Here is a 21,428-nt window from a genome sequence, read left to right as displayed (position 1 = left end):
TTAAGATATAATAATAGATTTGATTGAGTTAGCTTCGGCATTCATTTTTACAGCTTGACCTTGAATCCATAAACTATAATCCATCGGTTTACTTGATTGATTCATCACTACGACTACAATTTTTCCGTTTTCGTTAACAAAAGAAGTTGTTAATAAATCACTTCTATTTGATGAGGCAGCAATTCTTTTAGCACCTGGACGGATAAATCTTGAAAAATGTCCCATATAATAGTAAGCATTTGTGTAATGAACTTCGTTTGTGCGAGTATCTGCAATTATTGGAGCAAAACAGAAGTTACCTACGTGATTTGGTCCCCCAGTTTCGTCTAACAAAATATTCCAATCTGTCCATGCAGTTGTTCCATTGTTGAAATCATTAATCATTGCTCTACCATACATTTCTCCTAAATACCATTCGTAGATATCTTCGAATTTGAATTTCTCTTTACATCCTTCTGTAAAAATTAAGTTTACATTTGGAAAAGTTTTATTTACTAATCCAACATTATCATACAGATTTTGGTTTCCATTCCATGTTTCGTACCAATGAAATCCTACTCCCCAAACATATTTTGCTGCTTCAGGATCGTTAAGAATTGTTGAAGCACGTTGGTAAATTAAATCACGATTATGGTCCCAAACAATGATTTTTTTGTCTTGAAATCCATTTTTATGAAAAGTCGGTCCAAGGTAGTTTTTTAAGAAATCACGTTCTTGTTCAGCTGTATAGATACAAGATTCCCAAGTTTGTACTGCCATTGGTTCATTTTGAATTGAAACACCCCAAATAGGCATTCCTAATTTTTCATACGCATTCACAAATTTCACAAAATAGTTAGCCCAAGTTTGGTAATATTCTGGTAATAAACTACCACCTTTGAGCATACTATTGTTATCTTTCATCCAAGCTGGAGGACTCCATGGACTTGCGTAAAATGTAAATTCTTTTTTATCAATTTTTTTCTGAGCTTCTTTAATCATTGGAATCTTATATTTCAGATCATGAGCAATAGAAAAAGTTTTCAAATCTTTATCATGGTCTTTTACATATGTGTATGATTCACTTGAAAAGTCAGATGAATTAATAGTTGTTCTCAATAAATTATATCCACTTCCTTTCTCTTTATCAAAGTAAGCATTGATAATTTCTTGTTGTTTAGTTTTCGGAAGTTTAGCAAATGTTTCTGCCGAAGCATCTGTAATTGCGCCACCAATTCCGACATAATTTTGAAAGCTATGTATTGGATCTACGAAAATACATGGATCTGTTTCTTTTGGTTGATTAAAATCCGTTACAGAATATTTTTGATTAGATTTTGATAAGCGTTCTTTTGTCGCTTTTACAGTGCTATAAACTTCAATTTTTTTCTGTTTTAGATTAAAATTTTGTTGACTAAATGCAATACTTGAAGAAAATAAGGCAAGTAAAAGTTGAATATTATATATCGATTTCTTTTTCATTTTGTGATGAATTAAAGGAAATCCTGCCGTAACAAGATTTCCAAAATGTTATAAAATGTTTAGTATCCTGGGTTTTGCACTAAATTCTTGTTGGCATCAATTTTACTTTGAGGAACTGGCCATATTAATTTTGATGTACTAATGTTAGAGGTATATGGAAGAAGATTTCCTTTTCCGTCTTTTTGTTTTGATAGAATTTCTATTGCTTTACCAAATCGTTTCAAATCGAACCAATATTCACCTTCAAAAGCTAGCTCTAATTTACGTTCATGCAATATTTTTGTTAAAGCATCATCTTTTGAAGTTGCAGTTACAGCATTTAATTTTACTCTCGATCTTACTTGATTAACTAAAGACATTGCAGATGTTACATCTCCATTTTGGGCCAATGCTTCAGCTTTTAATAATAGAATATCTGCAAATCTGAAAATGTAAAAATTCTGAGTTCCATCTGTTTTTCGCATTTTATATGCAAATGGATATTTGTTAGATGGCCAATAATTATCAGACCAAGGAACGGTACTTGTAGCAAACCAAATAGTTGAATTTTTTCTAATTAAATCTCCCTCATCATCATAAGCTGCTACTAAAGCATTGGATGGTGTGTTGAATTTTTTCCAATCTGTTCCATAAAACATAGAGGCTCCCCAGGCACCAATAGAAGAACCCCATCCTTCACCATTTGCTTCGAAAATAGATTCAGCATTTCCTTCATGATTTCCATCAAATAATTGATCATAAGTAGATAATAACGTATAACCTTCAGCAATTACTTTGTCACAATTTTGAATAACTTGATTCCAATCTGGTGATGGTTTAGTTGCATTAACTTTAGCTTTTAATGCATTAACAGCAGCTTTATTAGCTATATATTTTTGATCGCTACTTGGAATATTTGTACTTGCAGCATCTAAATCAGCTAATATTTGAGCATATACTTCAGCTACAGGTTTTCTTTCTGGATAAGTCTGAGCATAAACTTCATCAAAATTATCTTGATTAACTGATGTTATTGCTTTTGTAATGATTGGAAAATCTCCCCAAATTTGAACTGCTTTAAATAAAGTATATGCTCTAAAGAATGAAGCTTCTGCTTTCATTTGTTCTTTACGTTTAGCATCTAAATCTTTTACATCATCCACATAATTTAGGACAAAGTTGCAACGAAATAACATATCAATAATATATCCCCAATCTCTATTCGAAATGGTGTTTGTTGCTACCATTCTATATTCATCGATTTGGAACATCTGTACGTTATCGGCTCCTGCATAAGAGTTATCCGTTTGTGCATCGCCAATGAAGAATTGATCAAATTGCCAGAATTCACCACCTAATTGAGAATATACAGCATTCATTGCTCCTTCTGCTTCAGTTGCATTTTTTATAGGTTGTTCTTCTTTCGTAATCACTTCTACAATGGGTTCTGTGTCTAAATAGTCATTACAAGACGTGTAAAAGCATAATAATCCTAATAAAGCAACACTTTTTATATTTAATATATTTTTTTTCATTTGATTAGCTTTTGAATTTATAAATTAGCTTTAAGTCCAACAATAAACGTTCGTACTTGAGGATAAACTCCATAATCAATCCCGATTATACTACCTCCGTTTGAATTAACCTCTGGATCAAATCCTGAATAGTTTGTGATTGTGAATAAATTTTGCCCAGTTACATAAAGATTTATATTATTAAATCCTAATGCTTTTTTGAAGTTATAACCTAATGTAACAGCTTTTAATCTTACATATGTACCATCTTCTACAAAACGATCTGAAATAAATAAAGCACTTGAACTTCCTGCTTTCGGAACATTTGTAACTTGTCCTGGTGTTGTCCAACGATCTAGTACCGCTGTTGATTGATTTTTGAAATCGTTCATTAATTCTAAATCCAATCTTGAAGCATTGAAAATATCATTCCCAACAGAACCTGTTATTAAGAAGTCTAAATACAAGTTTTTGTATTTGAAATTATTTGTAAAACCAAACGTAAAATCTGGATTAGGATCACCAATAAATGTTCTGTCTCCTACATTAAATTCACCATTGCCATCTAAATCTTTATATAAAAGTTCTCCCGTATTTGGGTCAACCTTGTCAACTTTGTAACCATAGAAAGCACCTACAACATGACCAGGCATTAAACGAACAGCATCTGCACCAACTGTTTCGAAATATCCCATATCACGAATATCCAAATAGTTAATACTTTCTACTTTATTTTTATTGAATGAAATGTTGAATGATGTATTCCATTTAAAATCAGCTGAATTGATGTTGATAGTACTTAAAGAGAATTCGAATCCTTTGTTAGTCATTTCTCCACCATTATATTGGTACGGGACTGGAATACCAGAGAATGATAAACTCATCAATAAATCTTTAGTATTTCTGTGGTAGTAATCTGCAGAAAATCTAATACGATCTTTTAAGAATCCAAAATCAATTCCGATGTTTTTATCCTCTGTTGTTTCCCATGTTAAATCAGAATTTTCTGTTTGTACAGGGTTTAAAACATCACTTCCTATATTAGCTTCTTTTCTTAAAGACCAATAAGAATATGCCGGAATTCCAGAAACATTTCCTGTAATACCCCATCCAGCTCTTAATTTTAAGTAATTGAATGCCTTACTTCCTTTAAGGAATTCTTCGTTAGAGATAACCCAAGCAGCAGAAACTCCAGGAAAATAACCCCATTTATTTCCTGGTGCTAATGATGAAGCTCCTGAAGCACGAATAACAGCCATTAATGAGTATTTATCGTTGTATGTATAATTTGCTTGTCCGAAGTAAGAAACATACCTTGTAATAGATTCGTCACGAGATTGTGTTCTACTATCTTCTCTAGCTAAATTATAATCAAATGAACGTACATCAACAGGGAAATTTCTACCCCAATATCCATGACGTTTATATTTATTTTCTTGTATCGAATTTCCAACTATAAAACCAAAGTCATGCTCATCTTGGTTTAATTTATAGTTCAATGTATTTTCGATATTATAGTTTTGATATAAGTAGTTGTCTAAACTTCCTGTTCCGCTTTCTTGTCTACCATAACTAGTTCTATATGGATCAATGAATTTTTCATTTTTCATGTTCATATAATCCAAAGTAAAAGCAGGTTTCCAAACTAAATTTTTTAATAAATTAACTTCAAAATTTAAGCTTGAAAGAAAACGATCAGTTACATTTTCATCTTTTTGAGATTGATAAGCGACTGGATTTTCCCAAGATGATTGATAAGGATTTTGAGCAAATTGCCCGTCTTTGTATCCATCAATGTATTGTCCTGTAGCAGGATCTGTTTCTCTAACTTTTAATTGTTCAGCATAAATAGGTAAAAAAGCAGGTGTATTTAAAGCAGCAAGTACAATTCCTCCTCTTGCAACACTCTTATTATCACTACTATTGTACATATTAGTTCTTGTATAACTAAAAGCACCGTTTACTTTAAGCCATTTTGCAATATCAGCATCAAAATTTACACGTGATGAAAAACGATTGTTTCGTGCTGGTTTAATGATTCCTTCAATACCTTGATAACCAAATGAACTATAAATTCTGAAGTTTTCTTCACCAAAACCATAGTTAACATTATAGTTTTGATCAATTCCAGTTTGAAATACTTCATTTCTCCAATTAGTATTAATTCCAGCATATTTTTCTGAATTTGCAGTTGCTAAATAACCAGGATTAATCTCATTCAATAACGTTTTGTATTGATCAAGGTTTAAAACATCAATGTTATCAGCGACTTTAGAAAAACCAGCATAAGCATTAAATCCGAAAGTTGTTTTGTTCTTTTTAGCTTTTTTAGTAGTTACGATAATAACACCACTACTTCCGTTAACACCATAAATTGCTGTAGAAGAGGCATCTTTTAAGACAACCATATCTACCACATCATCTGGGTTTATACTTGAAATATCATAGGTTTGTATACCATCAATAACATAAAGTGGTCGTGTACTTGAATTGATAGAGTTTATACCACGAATTCTAACTTCTAATCCAGAACCTGGTTTCCCAGAAGGTTGTACTACGTTAACACCTGCAGCATTTCCTTGTAAACCTTGTTCTAAATTATATATAGGACGATCTTCAAAAACGTCAGCTTTAACTTGCTCTACAGCACTTGTCAAATTTTGTTTTTTTACAGATCCATATCCAATAACTACAACTTCTTGTAAACTTCTCGCAAAATTATCATTGTTTTCTAAAACCAAAGAATCTTTTCTGTTTTTAGAAATGGTGTCTTCTTGAGAATAAGCTTTACTTAATAGTAATGTACCTACTATTCCAAGCAGGAAAAGTTTTAGCCTCATATTGTCTCATTTTTTTGTTTAACACAAATTTAACTTTAAGTTGGTGTAAATTCTACAATTAAGGGCTTAGTGAAATAAAAATGTAGAATATTAAAAACTTAAATTCTTTTATTTCAGTCAGATATTTGATTAAGTGGATATTAAAAAGTAGGTCTGTTTATGAACTATTTTCTATAATTTATGTTAATTTATTATCATTGTCTTAAGTTTTTTTTCATATTTTCGAAAGATGAATAAAGTACTTTTTTTAATCATTCTTTTGTCGCAAATTTCTCAATTTGCATTTGGAAATACTGTTGATTCCCTTCTTACAGAGTTGGATAGAACAATGCACAACCGTGTAGAATATGATTTAAAAAAAGAAAAAGCTTTATCAAATTTTAAAAAAGAGCTTTCATCTGAAAAAAATGAGTTAAAAAAATATTTTTTGATGAATGAGATTATCAAAGAATATATTCCTTATCAATTGGATTCTGCTTTGTTTTACATGAACAAGAATATTTATCTATCGTCTAAGTTTTCTGATAAAAAATACATAGATAAAGTAAAAATTGACTTAGCAGGGGTTTTATCTTCTACAGGAAATTACAAAGAATCAGTAGATATGTTGAATTCTATTGATGAAAGTAATTTGGATGAGGTAACAAAAAATCAATTCTACCATGAGTCAATGTGGACTTATTACCGCTTATTTTTTTACAGTCCTTTACCTGATTCTAAAAAAATATATGGTCAGCTGTATAATGATTATATGAATAAACTTTTAGCAAGGCTGGATAAAAATAGTACATTTTATTTATCAATTATTGAGAGAGTTTATAGAGAAAAAAATGATATTAAGAATAGTATAGCGACCAACAATGAGCTGCTAAAGCGTAATGGTATTGGAACTCGTGAATTTTCAATGATTGCTTTTTCTCAAGCCCTTAATTATAGAAATTTAGGAGATAGAGAGTCTGAGAAGAAATATTTAATTTTATCTTCTATTTCTGATATCAAAGCCTCTGTTAAGGATAATGCGGCTACAACCGAATTGGCCTTGATGTTATTCAGACAAGGTGATTTAGAAAGGGCACATCATAATATCAATTTTGCTTTTGAAGATGCTGCTTTTTTCAATTCAAAATTACGATTTGTATCGATTTCAAATATTTTACCTATTATCGATAAGGCCTACGAAACAGAAATTCATAAGAAGAATAAAAAACTTCAAATTAGTTTGATCGTTATTAGTATCCTTAGTTTGGTAGTTCTGTTCACATCATTTTATATCTATAAACAATATCGAAACTTAGTAATAGCTCGAAAAAAATTAGAAGAAGTTAATAATAAACTAAAGCAGATTAATAAAGAATTGTCAGATTCTTACGATAAGATATCTGAAATTAATCAAGTTAAAGAGCATTACATTGTTAATTTATTGATCAATAATTCCGAAAACATTGATACTTTGGATGTATATGGAAAAACGGTTGTTAAATTGATTATTTCGAAGAAAACGGAAGAGTTATTGAAATTAACAAAGAGTAAAGATTTTCTAGATAAAGAATTAGCCAAGTTTTATTATAATTTTGACAATATTTTCTTGAATATCTATCCTGATTTTGTAGAAAAGTTTAACAATTTATTAAGTGATGAAGAACGAATAATATTGAAACGAGATGAATTATTAAATACAGAATTACGAATTTTTGCTTTAATTCGATTAGGAATAAATGACAGTTCTAAGATTGCAAAAATTCTTCGATATTCTGTTACAACAATCTACAATTATCGTGTTAAAACAAAAAATAAAACCAAGATTAATCGAGATGAGTTTGAGAAAGAAGTGATGAAGATTGGATCTTTAACAAACAAAACCCAAGTAGAATAATTCGACTTGGGTTTTTTTGATATGATTAGTTCAAAGTAAATTTTGAGGTCAAATCAGCATTCGAAGAATTACCAACATACACTTCAAAATCTCCTGGTTCTGAAACAAATTTTAGTTCAGAATTATAAAACTTTAAATCGTCAGGTTTTATCGTAAAAGTAACTTGTTTAGATTCGCCTTTTTTCAAGAATATTTTTTGAAAACCTTTTAATTCTCTAACCGGTCTTACAGTACTTCCGAAAACATCTTTAATATATAATTGCACAACTTCTGCGCCGTCATAATCTCCATTGTTTTTTAGTTGAACTGTAGCTGTTAGCGATTCATTTTGGTTGATAGAAACTTTGTTTAACTTAAGATCTGAGATAGTAAATGTTGTATATGATAGTCCATAGCCAAATGGATAAAGAGGTGTATTACATTGATCTAAATAATTAGAACGATATTTTTCGAATTTACAATTATCATTTGCATCTTTACTAATCGGACGACCTGTGTTGTAATGTGCGTAATAAATAGGAATTTGGCCTACACTACGAGGAAATGTAATAGGCAATTTTCCGCTTGGATTAACATCACCAAATAAAACATCCGCAATTGCATCTCCAGCTTCAGTACCACCAAACCAAGTGTTTAATATGGCTGTTGCTTTCTCGTTTTCTTCTCCAATAGTCATTGCTCGACCTGTGAAAAGAACTACGACGACAGGTTTTCCTGTATCATACAAAGCTTGTAGTAATTTCTTTTGAGTTGAAGAGATGTCTAAGTTTGTTTTACTACTACTTTCACCGCTCATTTCAGATGATTCTCCAACAGCAGCTACAATTACATCTGATTTTTTAGCAGCTTCAACAGCTTCTTTTATTAAGACGTCTGCATTTCTTTCGTCCCATTTTGGCTTTTTTCCAAAGATTGTGGCATTGTCAAAATCAACTTTATTTTCAACTAAATTAGCTCCTTGTGCGTAAATGATATTTTTATTTGATAACGCTTTTTTCAAAGAAATTGCATCATTGTATCTTGCTGCGATTGCCCAAGTTCCAGGCATATTATCAGATGCATCCGCCATAGGTCCAACTAACGCAATTTTAGTATCTTTTTTTAGTGGTAAAACTTGTTTGTCATTTTTCAATAAAACCATAGATCCAGCAGCTACTTTTCTTGCTTCTGATCTATTCTCTTTTGTAAATATTTCTGTCTTTGCACGTTTAGGATCTGTATAACGATATGGATCTTCAAATAAACCTAGTTTATATTTCGCTTCTAAAACTCGCTTTACAGCTTGATCAATTGTTCCAATTTTTACTTTACCTTCATCTAATGATTTTTTGGTTGTAGTTAAAAATCCTTCACCAACCATGTCCATATCTGATCCTGCATTTAAAGACATTGCCGAAACTGTTTGTAAATCTCCAATTCCGTGATTAATCATTTCATTAATCGCTGTATAATCCGTTACAACTAATCCTTTGAAACCCCATTGATTTCTCAAAACTTCTGTCATTAACCATTTATTCCCAGAGGCAGGTATCCCATCAACCACGTTAAAAGAGGTCATTACAGAGCCTACTCCTGCATCAACTGCGGCTTTATATGGAGGAAAATATGTGTTGTACATTGCCCAACGACTCATATCTACATGATTGTAATCTCTTCCAGCTTCAGATGCTCCGTATAAAGCAAAATGTTTTACTGTAGCCATCATAGTGTTTTTAAGAGAAAGATCATTTCCTTGATAACCTTTAATCATTGCTTCACCTGATCTACTTGCTAAATATGGATCTTCACCTGCGCTTTCCGCAATTCGTCCCCAACGCGGATCACGACTAACATCTACCATTGGCGAAAAAGTCCATTGTATTCCGTCAGCAGTTCCTTCTTTAGCAGATATTCGAGCAGACTTTTCAATTGCGTTCATATCAAATGTAGCAGATAAAGCAAGTGGAATAGGGAAAACGGTTTCATATCCATGAATAATATCCATTCCAAATAATAAAGGAATTCCTAAACGACTTTTCTCAATAGCGATGCGTTGCATCTCTTTTATTTTATCAACGCCTTTTATATTAAATAGTCCTCCAACTAAACTAGATTCAATTTTTTTTCCAACATCAGTACTCTGTGCTGATCCTGTTATAAAATCATTAGAAGTGGGGAAATTTAGTTGTCCCAATTTTTCTTCTAAAGTCATTTGACTCATGATTTCAGAAATAAACTGATCTTGAGTTTTTTTTGAATCAAATTTAATTTTTTGACCAAATGAAAAAGACATTCCTAAAGCAGTCACCAATAAGATGAAGTTTTTTCTCATAATGTAATTTTTGTTTTTTTGTGGTAATGTGCTTAATAAAAAGCAAAGAATAGAAAAATAGAATTTCTATTGTTGAGGTAAATTCACTTAACGTGAAAAACCAAATAAGATTCTAATTTAAAAAAAAGAATCTTATTTGATGTTAATTTCTTTCTGCATTTGTTCCACAACTTCATAAGTTGCAGGACAAATTAGCGTATTTTTTAGGGTAAGATGATTAATTTGATAAAACTTTTTGCGATCTGTATGTGGATATTCACGGCAAGCTTTCGGGCGATCTTCGTAAACCAAACAATAATTTTCACTATCCAAAAATGGACAAGGAACTTGTTGCAAAACGTAATCATTGTCCTCATCAATTCGTAAATATTTATCAATAAATTGACTTGGTTTGATGCGAAAAACATGCGCTAAACGCTCAATATCTTTTTGCGTAAAAAGCGGACCAGTTGTTTTGCAACAATTCGCGCAAGAAAGACAATCGATGCGATTGAAAACATCTTCGTGAATTTCTTCCATTTTTTGATCCAAGTTTTTTGGTGGTTTCTTTTTCAACTTTTCCAAAAACTTTTTGTGCTCACGTTGTTTTTCTTTTGCTTTCGCAAAATATTCTTCTAAGAAATGATCTCCCATTTTTCTATTTCTCCTTCTTTTACTTCGAAAATCTCCGCGCAATCAACCATTTTGAGGTTTTCAAATTGTTTGAATCGCTCTGGATCTCTTTGTTCTAACTTCTTTAATAAATGGTTGAATTCATATTGCATTTGACCTATTGTGACCTCAATTTTAATCTTTTTGAAATCAAAATCAATTTTATTTCGGTCAAAGCTATAACCTCGTCTTGTGGCTTCGTCCCAAACTTCTGCCAAATATTGATTAATCGCTTCAAGCGGCTTTTTGACAGCTTTGAAGCGAATTAATTGCGGATGATTTTTATAACCTTTAGTATTGCCTTCCAAAACATTTTTTGCCAAAAGCGTTTCGCGCCAAAGCGCTACAATTCCTTTTGCATCGAGATATTTTGGATGAACAGACCAAATTCGCATTTGTTAGTTTATTTATCTTTTTTGATGTCTTCTACATTTTTTACACCACGTAATCTGCAAAACTCCTCGATAACATTGTGATGTGAAACCGTTTTATCTTTGAAATAATTGACAAAATATTTCTTTTCTTCTTCGGTTGCTTCTAACTGATTTAAGATATTCATTAAGTGCATCTTCATGTGACCTTTCTGAATTCCAGTTGTAACCAAAGAACGCAATGCACCAAAGTTTTGCGCTAATCCAGCAACAGCAACAAATCCCATCAATTCTTTAGCATTCGGTTTTCCAAGAATTCCCATCGCTAATTTTACTAAAGGATGTAAAGCTGTCAATCCACCAATTGTTCCAAGCGCAGTTGGTAAATCAATCCAAAAACGGAAAATTCCATCTTTTACTTCGCAATGTGTTAATGAAGAATATTGACCATCTTTTGCGGCATACGTATGCGCACAAGCCTCTACAGCACGAAAATCGTTGCCTGTTGCAATGACAACAGCATCAATTCCGTTCATAATTCCTTTGTTGTGCGTTGTTGCACGATAAGGCTCTATTTCTGCAATTCGAACAGCGCGAGAAAATTTCTCCACAAACTCTTCTGATGTTACATTTCCTTCTGCTAATTGCTCAACTGGACAAGAAACTTCTGCACGAACAATACAATCTGGCGTATAATTCGATAAAATACACATCACGATTTGAATTGAATCTTTTTCATCATCTGTAAAAGTAGAATCAGCTTCGATTTCGTTTCGTAATGTTTTGGCGAATTGCTCTAAACATGAATTGATGAAGTTAGCACCCATCGAATCCATCGTTTCGAAAGAAGCTTTTATTTGATAATAGTTCTCTAAATTAGCAGTTTTATCAATTAGTTCTAAAGCCAAAATACCACCACCACGCGCACGCATGTTTTTTGTGATATCATTTGTCGTTTCGATTAATTGATTTTTAATCGTTGTTTCAAACGCATTTTGCAATTTTTCTTTATCACCCTCGTACATAAAATGAACGTGACCTAATTTTGTTGTAGATAAAATAGTTGTTTTGAAACCACCACGAGTTTGCCAAAACTTCGCAGCCTTAGAAGCCGCAGCAACAACAGACGACTCTTCAACTGCCATTGGAATAGCATATAATTCGTCGTTGATTAAAAAGTTTGGCGCTAAACCAAACGGCATATAGAAATTAGAAACTGTATTTTCTGAAAATTCGTCGTGCAACTTTTGTAAATCTGCATCATCATTCCAATATTGTTTCAATACTTTGATGGCAGATTCATCACCATTCAAATATTCATTGACAACCCATTCAATTTTTCCTTCTTTCGATAATTTCGAAAAACCTTCTACTGCTTGATGCTTCATATTGGATATTTTTTTATAAGACAAAATTACAAACGTTTTGATTGATAGAATGTATAAAAATACTTAAAACTTTTTGTACATCTTCTATTTATGTTCATTATTCGGTTGAAAGGGGTTTTCTAAAAAATATAATTGTTTATATTTGATTGTTTGAACTCACATGATTAGAAAATTAATATGAAAAAATTTATTTTAAGTTTAGCTGTCCTTGCGATGGGCGCTTATTCTTATGCACAACAAATAACCATTGAAGGGATATATGGCGGAAAATACCGCGAAAATTCATTGTACGGTGTAAACTCTTTGAACGATGGAGAAAATTATACAATCTTGACAAAAGACGGATTGGTAAAACGTTCGTACGAATCGACATTGAAAAAAGGTCAGACTTCTGATGTAGTTGTAGTTCCAGGAAAGTTTGAAGGCTATGAATTTAGTTCTGATGAGCGTTACGTTTTATTACAAACTAATTCGCACCAAATTTATCGTCATTCGTTTACTGCAAAGTTTGAAGTGTATGATACGCAAACAAAATCGAAAGTATTGTTATTTGATGGAAAAGGAATTCAAGAACCTTTGTTTTCGCCAGATGCGTCTAAAGTAGCTTTTGCTTTTGAGAATAATTTATACATTCAAGATCTTAAGTCGAACAAAGTAACTCAAGTTACAACAGATGGTAAAAAGAATAATATTATCAACGGGATTAACGATTGGGTTTACGAAGAAGAGTTTGGTTTCGTAAGAAATTTTGATTGGAATGCTGATGGAACTTCGTTGGCTTATGTTCGTTTTGACGAATCGAAAGTGAAAGAAATTAATATTCCGATTTACCACAATAATCTTTATCCACAAGAATTACGTTACAAATATCCAAAAGCAGGACAAGACAATTCGGAAGTTTCGTTACATGTTTTTGATACGAAGAATAATTCAACTGCAAATGTTAATTTAGGAGGAGTTCAGAATTATTACATTCCGAAAATTAAGTTCTCTACAAAAGCGAATTTATTAACGGTTGTAACGTCTAACCGTCACCAAAATAATGTAGATGTTTCGTTTTATGATATCAACACGAAAAAAGTAAATAAACTATTTACTGAAACAAATAAAGCGTGGATAGAAACGGATAATTTAACGTTAGAATTTTTAGCAGATAATTCGTTCTTATGGACTTCTGAACGCGATGGAAATAACCATATTTACCATTATGCAGATAGTGGAAAGTTAATCAATCAAGTAACAAAAGGAGATTGGGAAGTAACTAATTACTATGGATATAATCCTACGAATAAAACACTTTATTATCAATCTAACTCAAATAATGGAAAACGTATTTCGACAGAAAGACAAATTTCATCAGTTAGTTTAGATGGTAAGAAAACAACAATGTTGACGAAAAATAATGGAACAAATTCGGCTGCTTTCAGTAAGAATTTTACGTATTTCATTAATACTTTTTCGAATACAACAACTCCAAAAACAATTAGTTTAGTAGAATCTAAATCTGGAAAAGATTTGGGTGTTATCGTTGACAATACTTCTTTAAAAGATAAATTGACTACAGATAATATTGGAACAAAAGAATTATTTGTGTTGAAAACTGCAGCAGGAAATGAATTGAATGCGTATGTAATCAAACCAAAAAACTTTGATCCAAACAAAAAATACCCAGTTTTGATGTATCAATATTCTGGACCAGGTTCTCAGAATGTAAACAATGCTTATTTCAACTCGAATGATTATTGGCACATGATGTTGGCGCAAGAAGGTTACATCGTTTTTTGTGTTGACGGTCGTGGAACGGGATACAAAGGAGAAGCTTTCAAGAAACAAACATATTTACAATTAGGGAAATATGAGGTAGAAGATCAAATTGCTGCGGCGAAAGAGATTGGTAAATTACCTTATATAGACAAATCTCGTATCGGAATTTGGGGTTGGTCTTACGGAGGTTTCATGGCTTCGAATGTATTATTCAAAGGGAATGATGTGTTCAAAGCAGCGATTGCAGTTGCTCCTGTAACGAATTGGCGTTATTATGATTCTGTTTATACAGAACGTTTTATGCGTACACCAGAAGAAAATGCGGCTGGTTATGATGACAATTCTCCAATTAATTATGCAAATGACTTAAAAGGTAATTTCTTATTAATTTCTGGTTCTGCTGATGATAATGTACATCCACAAAACACATTCGAATTATCGGAAGCGTTGGTACAAGCGAACAAAGATTTTGATATGGCAATTTATACCGATAAAGATCACGGGATTTATGGAGGGAATACGCGTATTCAGCTTTATCGTAAAATGACAAACTTTATCAAGAAGAATTTGTAAGAAAAAAGCTGTATTTATTAGAATACGCCAATGAATAAGATGAAACATTATTCAAATTGACAAAAATCATACATTAAACAAAAAAAACCTCTGCATTGTCGGAGGTTTTTTTTATTTTCGTTGATTGCTAATAAAATCTAAATGATATATTAGCGCTTAGTTAAAGAAATTATGAGTCAAAAATTAACTTTAGAGCAAATTCAAAACTTTGAAGGGAAATACCCAAAACAGCTTTGGTATTTATTTACAATTGAAATGTGGGAGCGATTTTGCTTCTACGGAATGAGAGGAGTTTTAGTAATTTTTATGACAGACCAATTAGGTCTTTTAGAAAAAGATGCTAATTTAAAATATGGAGCGATACAGGCTTTTATATATGCTTTTACTTTTATAGGAGGTATCTTTGCAGATAAAATTCTAGGATTTAAAAAATCATTGGTTTTTGGAGGACTTATTATGGTTTTAGGTAATTTAATTATTGCCTATGATCCACATTCAATGTTTTACATTGGTATTACGTGTACCATTATTGGTACAGGATTTTTTAAACCTAATATTTCTTCAATGGTAGGAGAGCTCTATAAGGAAGGTGATGTTAGGCGAGATGCTGGTTATGGGATGTTCTATGCAGGTATTAATATAGGAGGTCTTCTTGGAGGAGCGTTATGTGTATATTTAGGAAAGTATTATTCTTGGAATTTATGTTTCTTGGCTGCTGCAATAGTTATGGTAATAGGATTAATAACTTATTTCGTTACAAAGAAAAGCTTAGAACCTATTGGTAACACTCCTTTAGAAAAGGATACTTCGAAGAAAAGAACATTTAAAGAAATAGCAGTATATGTTGGTGCTGTGGTTATATTACCTTTAATATATTTCTTAATTCATAGAAGTGATTTGACTGACTATTTTATGTATGGAATAGGAATTGTAGCTTTAACATACTTAGGTTATGAAATATTAAAATTAGATTATAATTATAAGAAAAAAGTTTTTGCAGCTTTTATTTTCATTTTTATGTATTTAGTTTTTAATACAATATATGAACAGAGTGGTGGGTCTTTATCACTCTTTGCAAAAGATAATTTAGTTCATAATTTGCTTTTCTTTAATATAGATCCAAATATAATAAACAATAGCGCAAACTCATTTTTCATTATTTTAGTTAGCCCTTTAGCGGGGTTGTTATGGATATGGTTAGCTAAAAAGAAAATTGAACCAAATACGGTAATTAAATTTGGAATAGGTTTCTTATTCTTGTCTTTAGGATTCTTTTTGTTCTATTCTCTACGATTTTTTGCGAACGACGCAGGTCAATCATCCCTTAATTTGTTTACTTTCACTTGGTTAGTTATCACTTTAGGAGAGTTGTGTTTAGGACCTATTGGAATGTCAATCATTACTAAATTATCTCCTCAAAAATTATTTGGAATGATGATGGGGATGTGGTTTTTAGCATCAGCTTTTGGTCAATTTTTTGCTGGAAAAATTGGAGCAGAAATGTCTGAAGCAAATACAGGAGGGACATTAATGTCAAAATTGATTGCTTACACAGAGGGTTATAAAGATTTAGGGATTTATGCTTTAATCGCAGGAGTATTATTAATTGCTCTTTCTCCATTTATTCGCAAATTAATGCAAGATGTAAAATAACTTTTAAGATATACTTTTAACAAACAAACATGAGTTCAAAATCGGAAAATTTCTTTGATTCAAAAGTACTAGGACATCCGTCAGGATTGTTCGTGCTTTTCTTTACAGAGATGTGGGAGCGTTTTTCATTCTACGGAATGCGCGTTTTATTAATTCAGTTTTTAACAGCTGCAGTTATTGGGTTAAATCCAGGTTGGGAATGGTCTATAGAAAAAGCAACCGCTTTATATGGAACATACGCAATGTTACTTTACATTACGCCCATCTTTGGAGGGATTATTGCCGACAAATACATAGGTTATCGTTGGGCAGTAGTAATTGGTGCGATTATTATGACTCTTGGTCACGCATTCATGGCTTTTGATACACCTATCTTTTTATATTTAGGATTGGCGTGTTTGGTTATTGGAACAGGATTCTTCAAACCAAATATGACATCTATCTTATCAGAAATGTACAAAGACTTTCCTGAGAAAAAGGATGGTGCTTATACAATTTTCTACATGGGAGTTAACGCTGGTGCATTCTTCGGAATGATGTTGTGTGGATTCTTAGCAGAAAAAGTAGGATGGCACTGGGGATTCGGTTTAGCTGGTATCTTCATGTTATTAGGTACATTACAATTCTGGTTAGCAAAACCATTATTTGGGCATATTGGTGAGGTTCCTTCTAAAACAGGAAATCAAATTACGGCTGACGATGATACACCAAAATACGAACCAGGAGAAAAACCAAATCCTTTTACAGTTTTAGATCAAATCTTAATCGTTATTATGACGCTTTTAGGATTAGGCTATGCGTTCAATGATCCGTTAAATGCAATTGGTGGAATTAACTTATTCCCATTCTCTATCGGAGGTTTATCAGGACAAAATGTTGTTATTTTAGTAGCATTATTCTTGTTCTTTTTTGTGGTAATTCGTCGTTTGGCAAATTATACAAAAGTAGTTCGTGACCGTATGATTGCGGTAATTATCTTTGCATTCTTCGTTATCTTCTTCTGGATGTCTTTCGAGCAAGGAGCTACATCATTGGTAATCTTTGCGCGTGATAATACAGAACGTAACTTGATTGGAGGTGCTGCAATGGCATTCAATGTTTTCAATACATTATTAACAGTTGTTCCATTATTGTTTATCTCGTATGTATTGATTTTATTAGCAAAACAAACATTCAAAAAAGCGGCTGCATCTAATATTGTTTTAGCATTTACTTTCTTAGGAATTTGGGCTGCTGCAATTTGGATGTTAAACTATAACTGGACTTCTCACTCTTACGATGTTTCTTACCAAGCAATTGAAACGGCTAAATTAGACGATGCTGGTAAACAAGTTATGAACGAAGAAGGTCAACCTGTTTTTGATAAAACACCAGTTACGGCTTCTTATGTGGCAAACTCTACAGATAAAATTGTTACTGAAACAATTAATTTAGCTTCTCAAGACGCTTTAACAAAAGGATCTGATATTAATATTCACAAAGAAGGGGACAAATTTGTATTAGTTTCTCCAGAAAGTTTAGTGAAATTAGATACTGAATATAAAAATCAAAATAAACCATCTGAAGTTGTTCCTGCGAAAGTAGCAGAGATTAAAGATTCTCAAGTAGAAATTACCGTTTCTTGGTTCTCTACATTAAACTCATTCTTCATCATTGCATTAGCATCATTAGTTTCTCGTGTTTGGGATTCTAAATATAATCCATCAGCTTCTGTAAAATATGGTTTAGGATTAATTATTATGGCAATCGGATTCGGATTCTTAGCTTTCGGTTCTTACGGAATTTCAGAAGGCGTGCGCGTTTCTATCATCTGGTTAGTTTTAGCTTATTTATTCCACACATTGGGCGAGCTCTGCTTATCTCCAGTTGGACTTTCGTACGTATCGAAATTAGTTCCAGCTCGTATGATTGCATTTATGTTCGGAATGTGGTACCTTGCAATTGCAATTGGTAACAAATTGGCAGCCATTTTAGGAGGTCAAATCGAAAATATTACAAAAGAATATTCGTTATCAACTTTCTTCTTAATTTTTACAATTGTACCAATTGTAGCAGGTTTAATCGTTATCGCATTAAATCCAATCATGAAGAAATTGATGCACGGAGTTAAATAATAAAGATTGAAATTTATGAAATCAAGCTTAGCAATCGCTGCCCTAATTTTATCATCATTTCTTTTCGGACAAGAAATTAAATGGTTATCATTAGACGAAGCAACAAAGGAAATAAAAGCACATCCAGAAAAACCTGTATTGATTAATTTCTACACAACTTGGTGTGGATTCTGTAAGCGTTTGGACAAAGAAACTTTTACAGATAATAAAGTCGCAGATTATGTGAACAAAAATTACATTGCGGTAAAATTTGATGCAGAGACAAAGGATATGGTAAAATTTATGGGAATTCAGTACACGTACATTGCGCCTGCTAAAGCGAATTACATGGCGTATGCCTTTACAAACGGACAATTGAGCTATCCTGCAACTGTTTTGATGAACGGAAAAGGAGATATCAACAAAGTTGTTTTGGGTTATCGCAGTTCGACAGATTTCATAAACGATATCAAAATTTAATCGAGAAATAACCTTGTTGAGAGGTTTTCCATAAAACAGAATCAGAAGTTTCTTCAAGTTCTGTAACAATAGAAGGGTAGTTGCTGGCATCAGCAATTACCCTTTTTAATTTGTTATTATTTTCGAAAGGATAAAGCTTTGATTGATGAATTAACACATAAAAAGGAAGTGTTGAATCTTCTTCATTTAATAAGAGTTTAAATGACTTCGTTTCGATAGAATTTGGATGTTTGATAAAATGTTGATGTTTAAAGTCTGAATCATAAGAGTAGAAACTAACATTTTTTATTCGATCATGGATTTTATAGGGTTTAATCGTAAAATTATAAGTTTTTTCATCCAAAGGATTTTCGCTTAAAATTGCTAAACTTCGTTGATTTCTTATCCCGATAATACTATTCTTATATTGATTAAAAACGATTAATTCATTCGAATGATTGAGTTCATAAATTTGATAATATCGTTCAGATTCAATTAGAAATAAAGATATTAGACAAACGAATAAGGCTAGTTTAGATTTTTTCAAGAATAATGGTTTCGACATATATAAAATAACGCCAATCAAAATAGCAGTGAACAAACTGATATAAACATCTTTCGCAATAAACTTGAAACTTGCTAACCAATAAATATATTGATTTGAATAATAGATAAAATGATTGAAAAGCCACGTATAAATTGGAATATTAAGATCAAAAATGATGAGAAGAATACTAATTATTCCACCGCAAATCATCAAAAAAGAAGCTGGAATCAAGACTAAATTTCCGAATAAAAACAATCCAGAAAATTGATTAAAATACAAGACCGAAATTGGTAAAGTACCCAATTGAGCAGATAAACTTGTTTCAATCATAATCTTGATTTTCTTCAGAAAACTATTTTTTACTTTCCAATAATGCTCGAAAATTGGATTGAGCCAAACAATGAAAAAGACTGCTGAAAAACTTAGTTGAAAGCCAACATCAAACAAATAATTAGGTTGAAAAACTAGAATGATAAAAGCAGAAAGCGAAAGTGTATGAAAAATATTTTTTGGACGATTGAGTAATTCACTGATATAATAAATGGTAATCATCAACGCAGAACGAAAAACTGGCGGTTCCAATTCGACATAAAAAGCAAAAATCCAGATAAATATTAAGCTAATAATTATTCTAATTTTTCGACCATGTTTTAACTTCAATAATGGTTGTAAAACGAATTGTAAAATCATGTAAATCATCATCACATGCAAACCAGAAATAGATAAAATATGAACAACTCCGGTCGCCACATAACTTTGATTTAGTTCTTGAGAAAGCTCTGTTCTATCCCCCAAAAGCATAGACGAAATAATTGCTCTACTTTCGAGCGAATAACCTTGTTCTGTTAACTTTTCTCGAATTTTCACTTTCGATTTTGCAACCCAATTCCTAAAACCATTTCCTTCTTTGTGAATAGAAATAATTTCATCTGTAAAGATTTGAGAATAAATTCTTTTTCTGTTTAAGAAACGTTTGTAATCAAATTGATATGGATTAAATGGTTCTTGAATTTCTCTTTTTTCTCCGAAAATGATGATTTCATCATTAGGATATAAAGTTTGTTGTTGAGATTTTATATGAAGTAATATTTGCTCATTCGTTTCGATATCTTTTACAACGTAATTGGTATATTTTTCAGTTGAATTAGAACTATAAACGACTTTTAGCAAATGAATTTTTGAAACAGATTCGAAGTCAATTCTTGAATGTCGATTATAATTTTGATGAATATAGTAGCCTAAAATCATCGAAATGCCTAAAAAAGCGATGATATTTTGACGATAATTATTTTTTAACAAAGAGATAAAAAGTAGAATAATTAGTAAAAAAAATATAATTCGTAAATTTGTAGCAGGAATTAATAATTCGGATAAAATTATTCCGATTGAGAAACAAATTGTTAGGGTAAAAAAGAGATACTTTTTCATCCTAATAATTTATAATTTTATTTACAAATAGTTGGTTTTAATTATTTGTAAATGAATTAATTTAAAAATAGAGAAATGAAGAAGATTCTTATATTAGTTGTGTTGTTTTTTACGCAAATGGCAATGGCTCAAATTGATGTAAAACTATCAATCACAAACCTTAAGAAAATGAAAGGAAATTTGGCTATAGAGTTTTATAGAAATGTAGAAAATTATACAAAAGGTCAAAATGCATTCAAGAAATTGTACGTTCCAGTTGCTGATATAGATAAGTATGAAACGGTATTTAAAGATATTGAACCAACATTTTATGCGGTAAAAGTATTTTTGGATACGAACAATAATAAACAGCTTGATAAAAGTTTTTTGGGTGTGCGTAAAGAACCGTATGGTTTTTCTAAGAATTTAGATCCTATTTTGCGTGAGCCAACTTTTGAGGAAGCTAAAGTGGAAATGACTGAAGAAAATAATACAATTCTAATCAAACTAAACAATAACAAAGGCGAAGAATAATCTTCGTCTT

Annotated in this window: 14 protein-coding genes; 6 read left to right on the top strand and 8 right to left on the bottom strand. The window is 31.6% G+C overall.

Annotated elements, in window-relative coordinates:
- From N5D90_RS05795 to N5D90_RS05785, 3 genes are read right to left on the bottom strand one after another with little or no spacing between them, the layout of a single operon-like run.
- Complete coding sequence (locus N5D90_RS05795; protein WP_115002311.1) at positions 1-1,461, bottom strand: glycoside hydrolase family 30 beta sandwich domain-containing protein; 1,461 nt, start codon at positions 1,459-1,461, stop codon at positions 1-3.
- Between the two features lie 59 nt (positions 1,462-1,520).
- Positions 1,521-2,975 (bottom strand): RagB/SusD family nutrient uptake outer membrane protein, encoded by a 1,455-nt coding sequence (locus N5D90_RS05790; protein WP_280061878.1) that lies wholly within the window; start codon positions 2,973-2,975, stop codon positions 1,521-1,523.
- Between the two features lie 17 nt (positions 2,976-2,992).
- Complete coding sequence (locus N5D90_RS05785; protein ID WP_084106867.1) at positions 2,993-5,794, bottom strand: SusC/RagA family TonB-linked outer membrane protein; 2,802 nt, start codon at positions 5,792-5,794, stop codon at positions 2,993-2,995.
- Positions 5,795-6,023: 229 nt separating this feature from the next.
- Here N5D90_RS05785 and N5D90_RS05780 point away from each other — a divergent pair, with 229 nt between their 5' ends.
- Positions 6,024-7,667, top strand: coding sequence for a DUF6377 domain-containing protein (locus N5D90_RS05780; RefSeq protein WP_038333307.1), 1,644 nt, complete (start codon positions 6,024-6,026; stop codon positions 7,665-7,667).
- A gap of 25 nt (positions 7,668-7,692) precedes the next feature.
- Here the strand turns inward: N5D90_RS05780 and bglX are convergent, their stop codons facing one another.
- The 4 genes from bglX to N5D90_RS05760 form a co-directional block, all read right to left on the bottom strand.
- On the bottom strand, positions 7,693-9,978 hold the full coding sequence (gene bglX, locus N5D90_RS05775) for a beta-glucosidase BglX (protein ID WP_115002320.1): 2,286 nt from the start codon (positions 9,976-9,978) through the stop codon (positions 7,693-7,695).
- Positions 9,979-10,110: 132 nt separating this feature from the next.
- Entirely contained in the window at positions 10,111-10,611 is a 501-nt protein-coding gene (locus N5D90_RS05770) for a YkgJ family cysteine cluster protein (RefSeq protein ID WP_280061877.1), read from the bottom strand.
- Positions 10,593-11,024: a pyrimidine dimer DNA glycosylase/endonuclease V gene (locus N5D90_RS05765; RefSeq protein WP_280061876.1), complete on the bottom strand. Its 432-nt coding sequence runs from the start codon at positions 11,022-11,024 to the stop codon at positions 10,593-10,595. The genes N5D90_RS05770 and N5D90_RS05765 overlap by 19 nt, the downstream gene beginning before the upstream one ends.
- An 8-nt stretch (positions 11,025-11,032) precedes the next feature.
- The gene (locus N5D90_RS05760; RefSeq protein WP_280061874.1) at positions 11,033-12,388 is read right to left on the bottom strand and encodes a hydroxymethylglutaryl-CoA reductase, degradative; all 1,356 of its coding nucleotides are present in this window, start codon (positions 12,386-12,388) and stop codon (positions 11,033-11,035) included.
- 177 nt (positions 12,389-12,565) lie between these two features.
- On the opposite strand from N5D90_RS05760, the gene N5D90_RS05755 reads away from it, so the two are divergent.
- From N5D90_RS05755 to N5D90_RS05740, 4 genes are all read left to right on the top strand, one after another.
- Complete coding sequence (locus N5D90_RS05755) at positions 12,566-14,725, top strand: S9 family peptidase (protein WP_280061873.1); 2,160 nt, start codon at positions 12,566-12,568, stop codon at positions 14,723-14,725.
- A gap of 171 nt (positions 14,726-14,896) precedes the next feature.
- Positions 14,897-16,378, top strand: a complete 1,482-nt coding sequence (locus N5D90_RS05750) for a peptide MFS transporter (RefSeq protein WP_038333292.1) — start codon at positions 14,897-14,899, stop codon at positions 16,376-16,378.
- A 29-nt stretch (positions 16,379-16,407) separates the two neighbouring features.
- The gene (locus N5D90_RS05745) at positions 16,408-18,492 is read left to right on the top strand and encodes a peptide MFS transporter (protein WP_115002336.1); all 2,085 of its coding nucleotides are present in this window, start codon (positions 16,408-16,410) and stop codon (positions 18,490-18,492) included.
- Positions 18,493-18,507: 15 nt separating this feature from the next.
- Positions 18,508-18,951 (top strand): thioredoxin family protein, encoded by a 444-nt coding sequence (locus N5D90_RS05740; protein ID WP_125348917.1) that lies wholly within the window; start codon positions 18,508-18,510, stop codon positions 18,949-18,951.
- Here N5D90_RS05740 and N5D90_RS05735 read toward each other — a convergent pair.
- A complete protein-coding gene (locus tag N5D90_RS05735) occupies positions 18,941-20,905 on the bottom strand; it encodes a ComEC/Rec2 family competence protein (RefSeq protein WP_280061872.1) in 1,965 nt (654 codons plus the stop codon). The two genes, N5D90_RS05740 and N5D90_RS05735, sit on opposite strands and share 11 nt — an antisense overlap.
- Positions 20,906-20,980: 75 nt before the next feature.
- Here N5D90_RS05735 and N5D90_RS05730 point away from each other — a divergent pair, with 75 nt between their 5' ends.
- The gene (locus tag N5D90_RS05730) at positions 20,981-21,418 is read left to right on the top strand and encodes a DUF2141 domain-containing protein (protein ID WP_280061871.1); all 438 of its coding nucleotides are present in this window, start codon (positions 20,981-20,983) and stop codon (positions 21,416-21,418) included.
- The last annotated feature ends 10 nt before the right edge of the window (positions 21,419-21,428 follow it).

The sequence above is a fragment of the Empedobacter sp. GD03797 genome (assembly GCF_029842105.1).
Lineage (GTDB): Bacteria > Bacteroidota > Bacteroidia > Flavobacteriales > Weeksellaceae > Empedobacter > Empedobacter falsenii_C.
Note: the sequence above shows the minus strand (reverse complement) of the source record. Positions and strands in the feature narration are given on the sequence as shown.

Coding starts and splice junctions, on each gene's coding strand:
- N5D90_RS05730 (WP_280061871.1), top strand. CDS start 20,981: ATGAAGAAGATTCTTATATTAGTTGTGTTGTTTTTTACGCAAATGGCA.
- N5D90_RS05740 (WP_125348917.1), top strand. CDS start 18,508: ATGAAATCAAGCTTAGCAATCGCTGCCCTAATTTTATCATCATTTCTT.
- N5D90_RS05750 (WP_038333292.1), top strand. CDS start 14,897: ATGAGTCAAAAATTAACTTTAGAGCAAATTCAAAACTTTGAAGGGAAA.
- N5D90_RS05785 (WP_084106867.1), bottom strand. CDS start 5,794: ATGAGGCTAAAACTTTTCCTGCTTGGAATAGTAGGTACATTACTATTA.
- N5D90_RS05735 (WP_280061872.1), bottom strand. CDS start 20,905: ATGAAAAAGTATCTCTTTTTTACCCTAACAATTTGTTTCTCAATCGGA.
- N5D90_RS05755 (WP_280061873.1), top strand. CDS start 12,566: ATGAAAAAATTTATTTTAAGTTTAGCTGTCCTTGCGATGGGCGCTTAT.
- N5D90_RS05780 (WP_038333307.1), top strand. CDS start 6,024: ATGAATAAAGTACTTTTTTTAATCATTCTTTTGTCGCAAATTTCTCAA.
- N5D90_RS05790 (WP_280061878.1), bottom strand. CDS start 2,975: ATGAAAAAAAATATATTAAATATAAAAAGTGTTGCTTTATTAGGATTA.
- N5D90_RS05745 (WP_115002336.1), top strand. CDS start 16,408: ATGAGTTCAAAATCGGAAAATTTCTTTGATTCAAAAGTACTAGGACAT.
- N5D90_RS05795 (WP_115002311.1), bottom strand. CDS start 1,461: ATGAAAAAGAAATCGATATATAATATTCAACTTTTACTTGCCTTATTT.
- N5D90_RS05765 (WP_280061876.1), bottom strand. CDS start 11,024: ATGCGAATTTGGTCTGTTCATCCAAAATATCTCGATGCAAAAGGAATT.
- N5D90_RS05770 (WP_280061877.1), bottom strand. CDS start 10,611: ATGGGAGATCATTTCTTAGAAGAATATTTTGCGAAAGCAAAAGAAAAA.
- bglX (WP_115002320.1), bottom strand. CDS start 9,978: ATGAGAAAAAACTTCATCTTATTGGTGACTGCTTTAGGAATGTCTTTT.
- N5D90_RS05760 (WP_280061874.1), bottom strand. CDS start 12,388: ATGAAGCATCAAGCAGTAGAAGGTTTTTCGAAATTATCGAAAGAAGGA.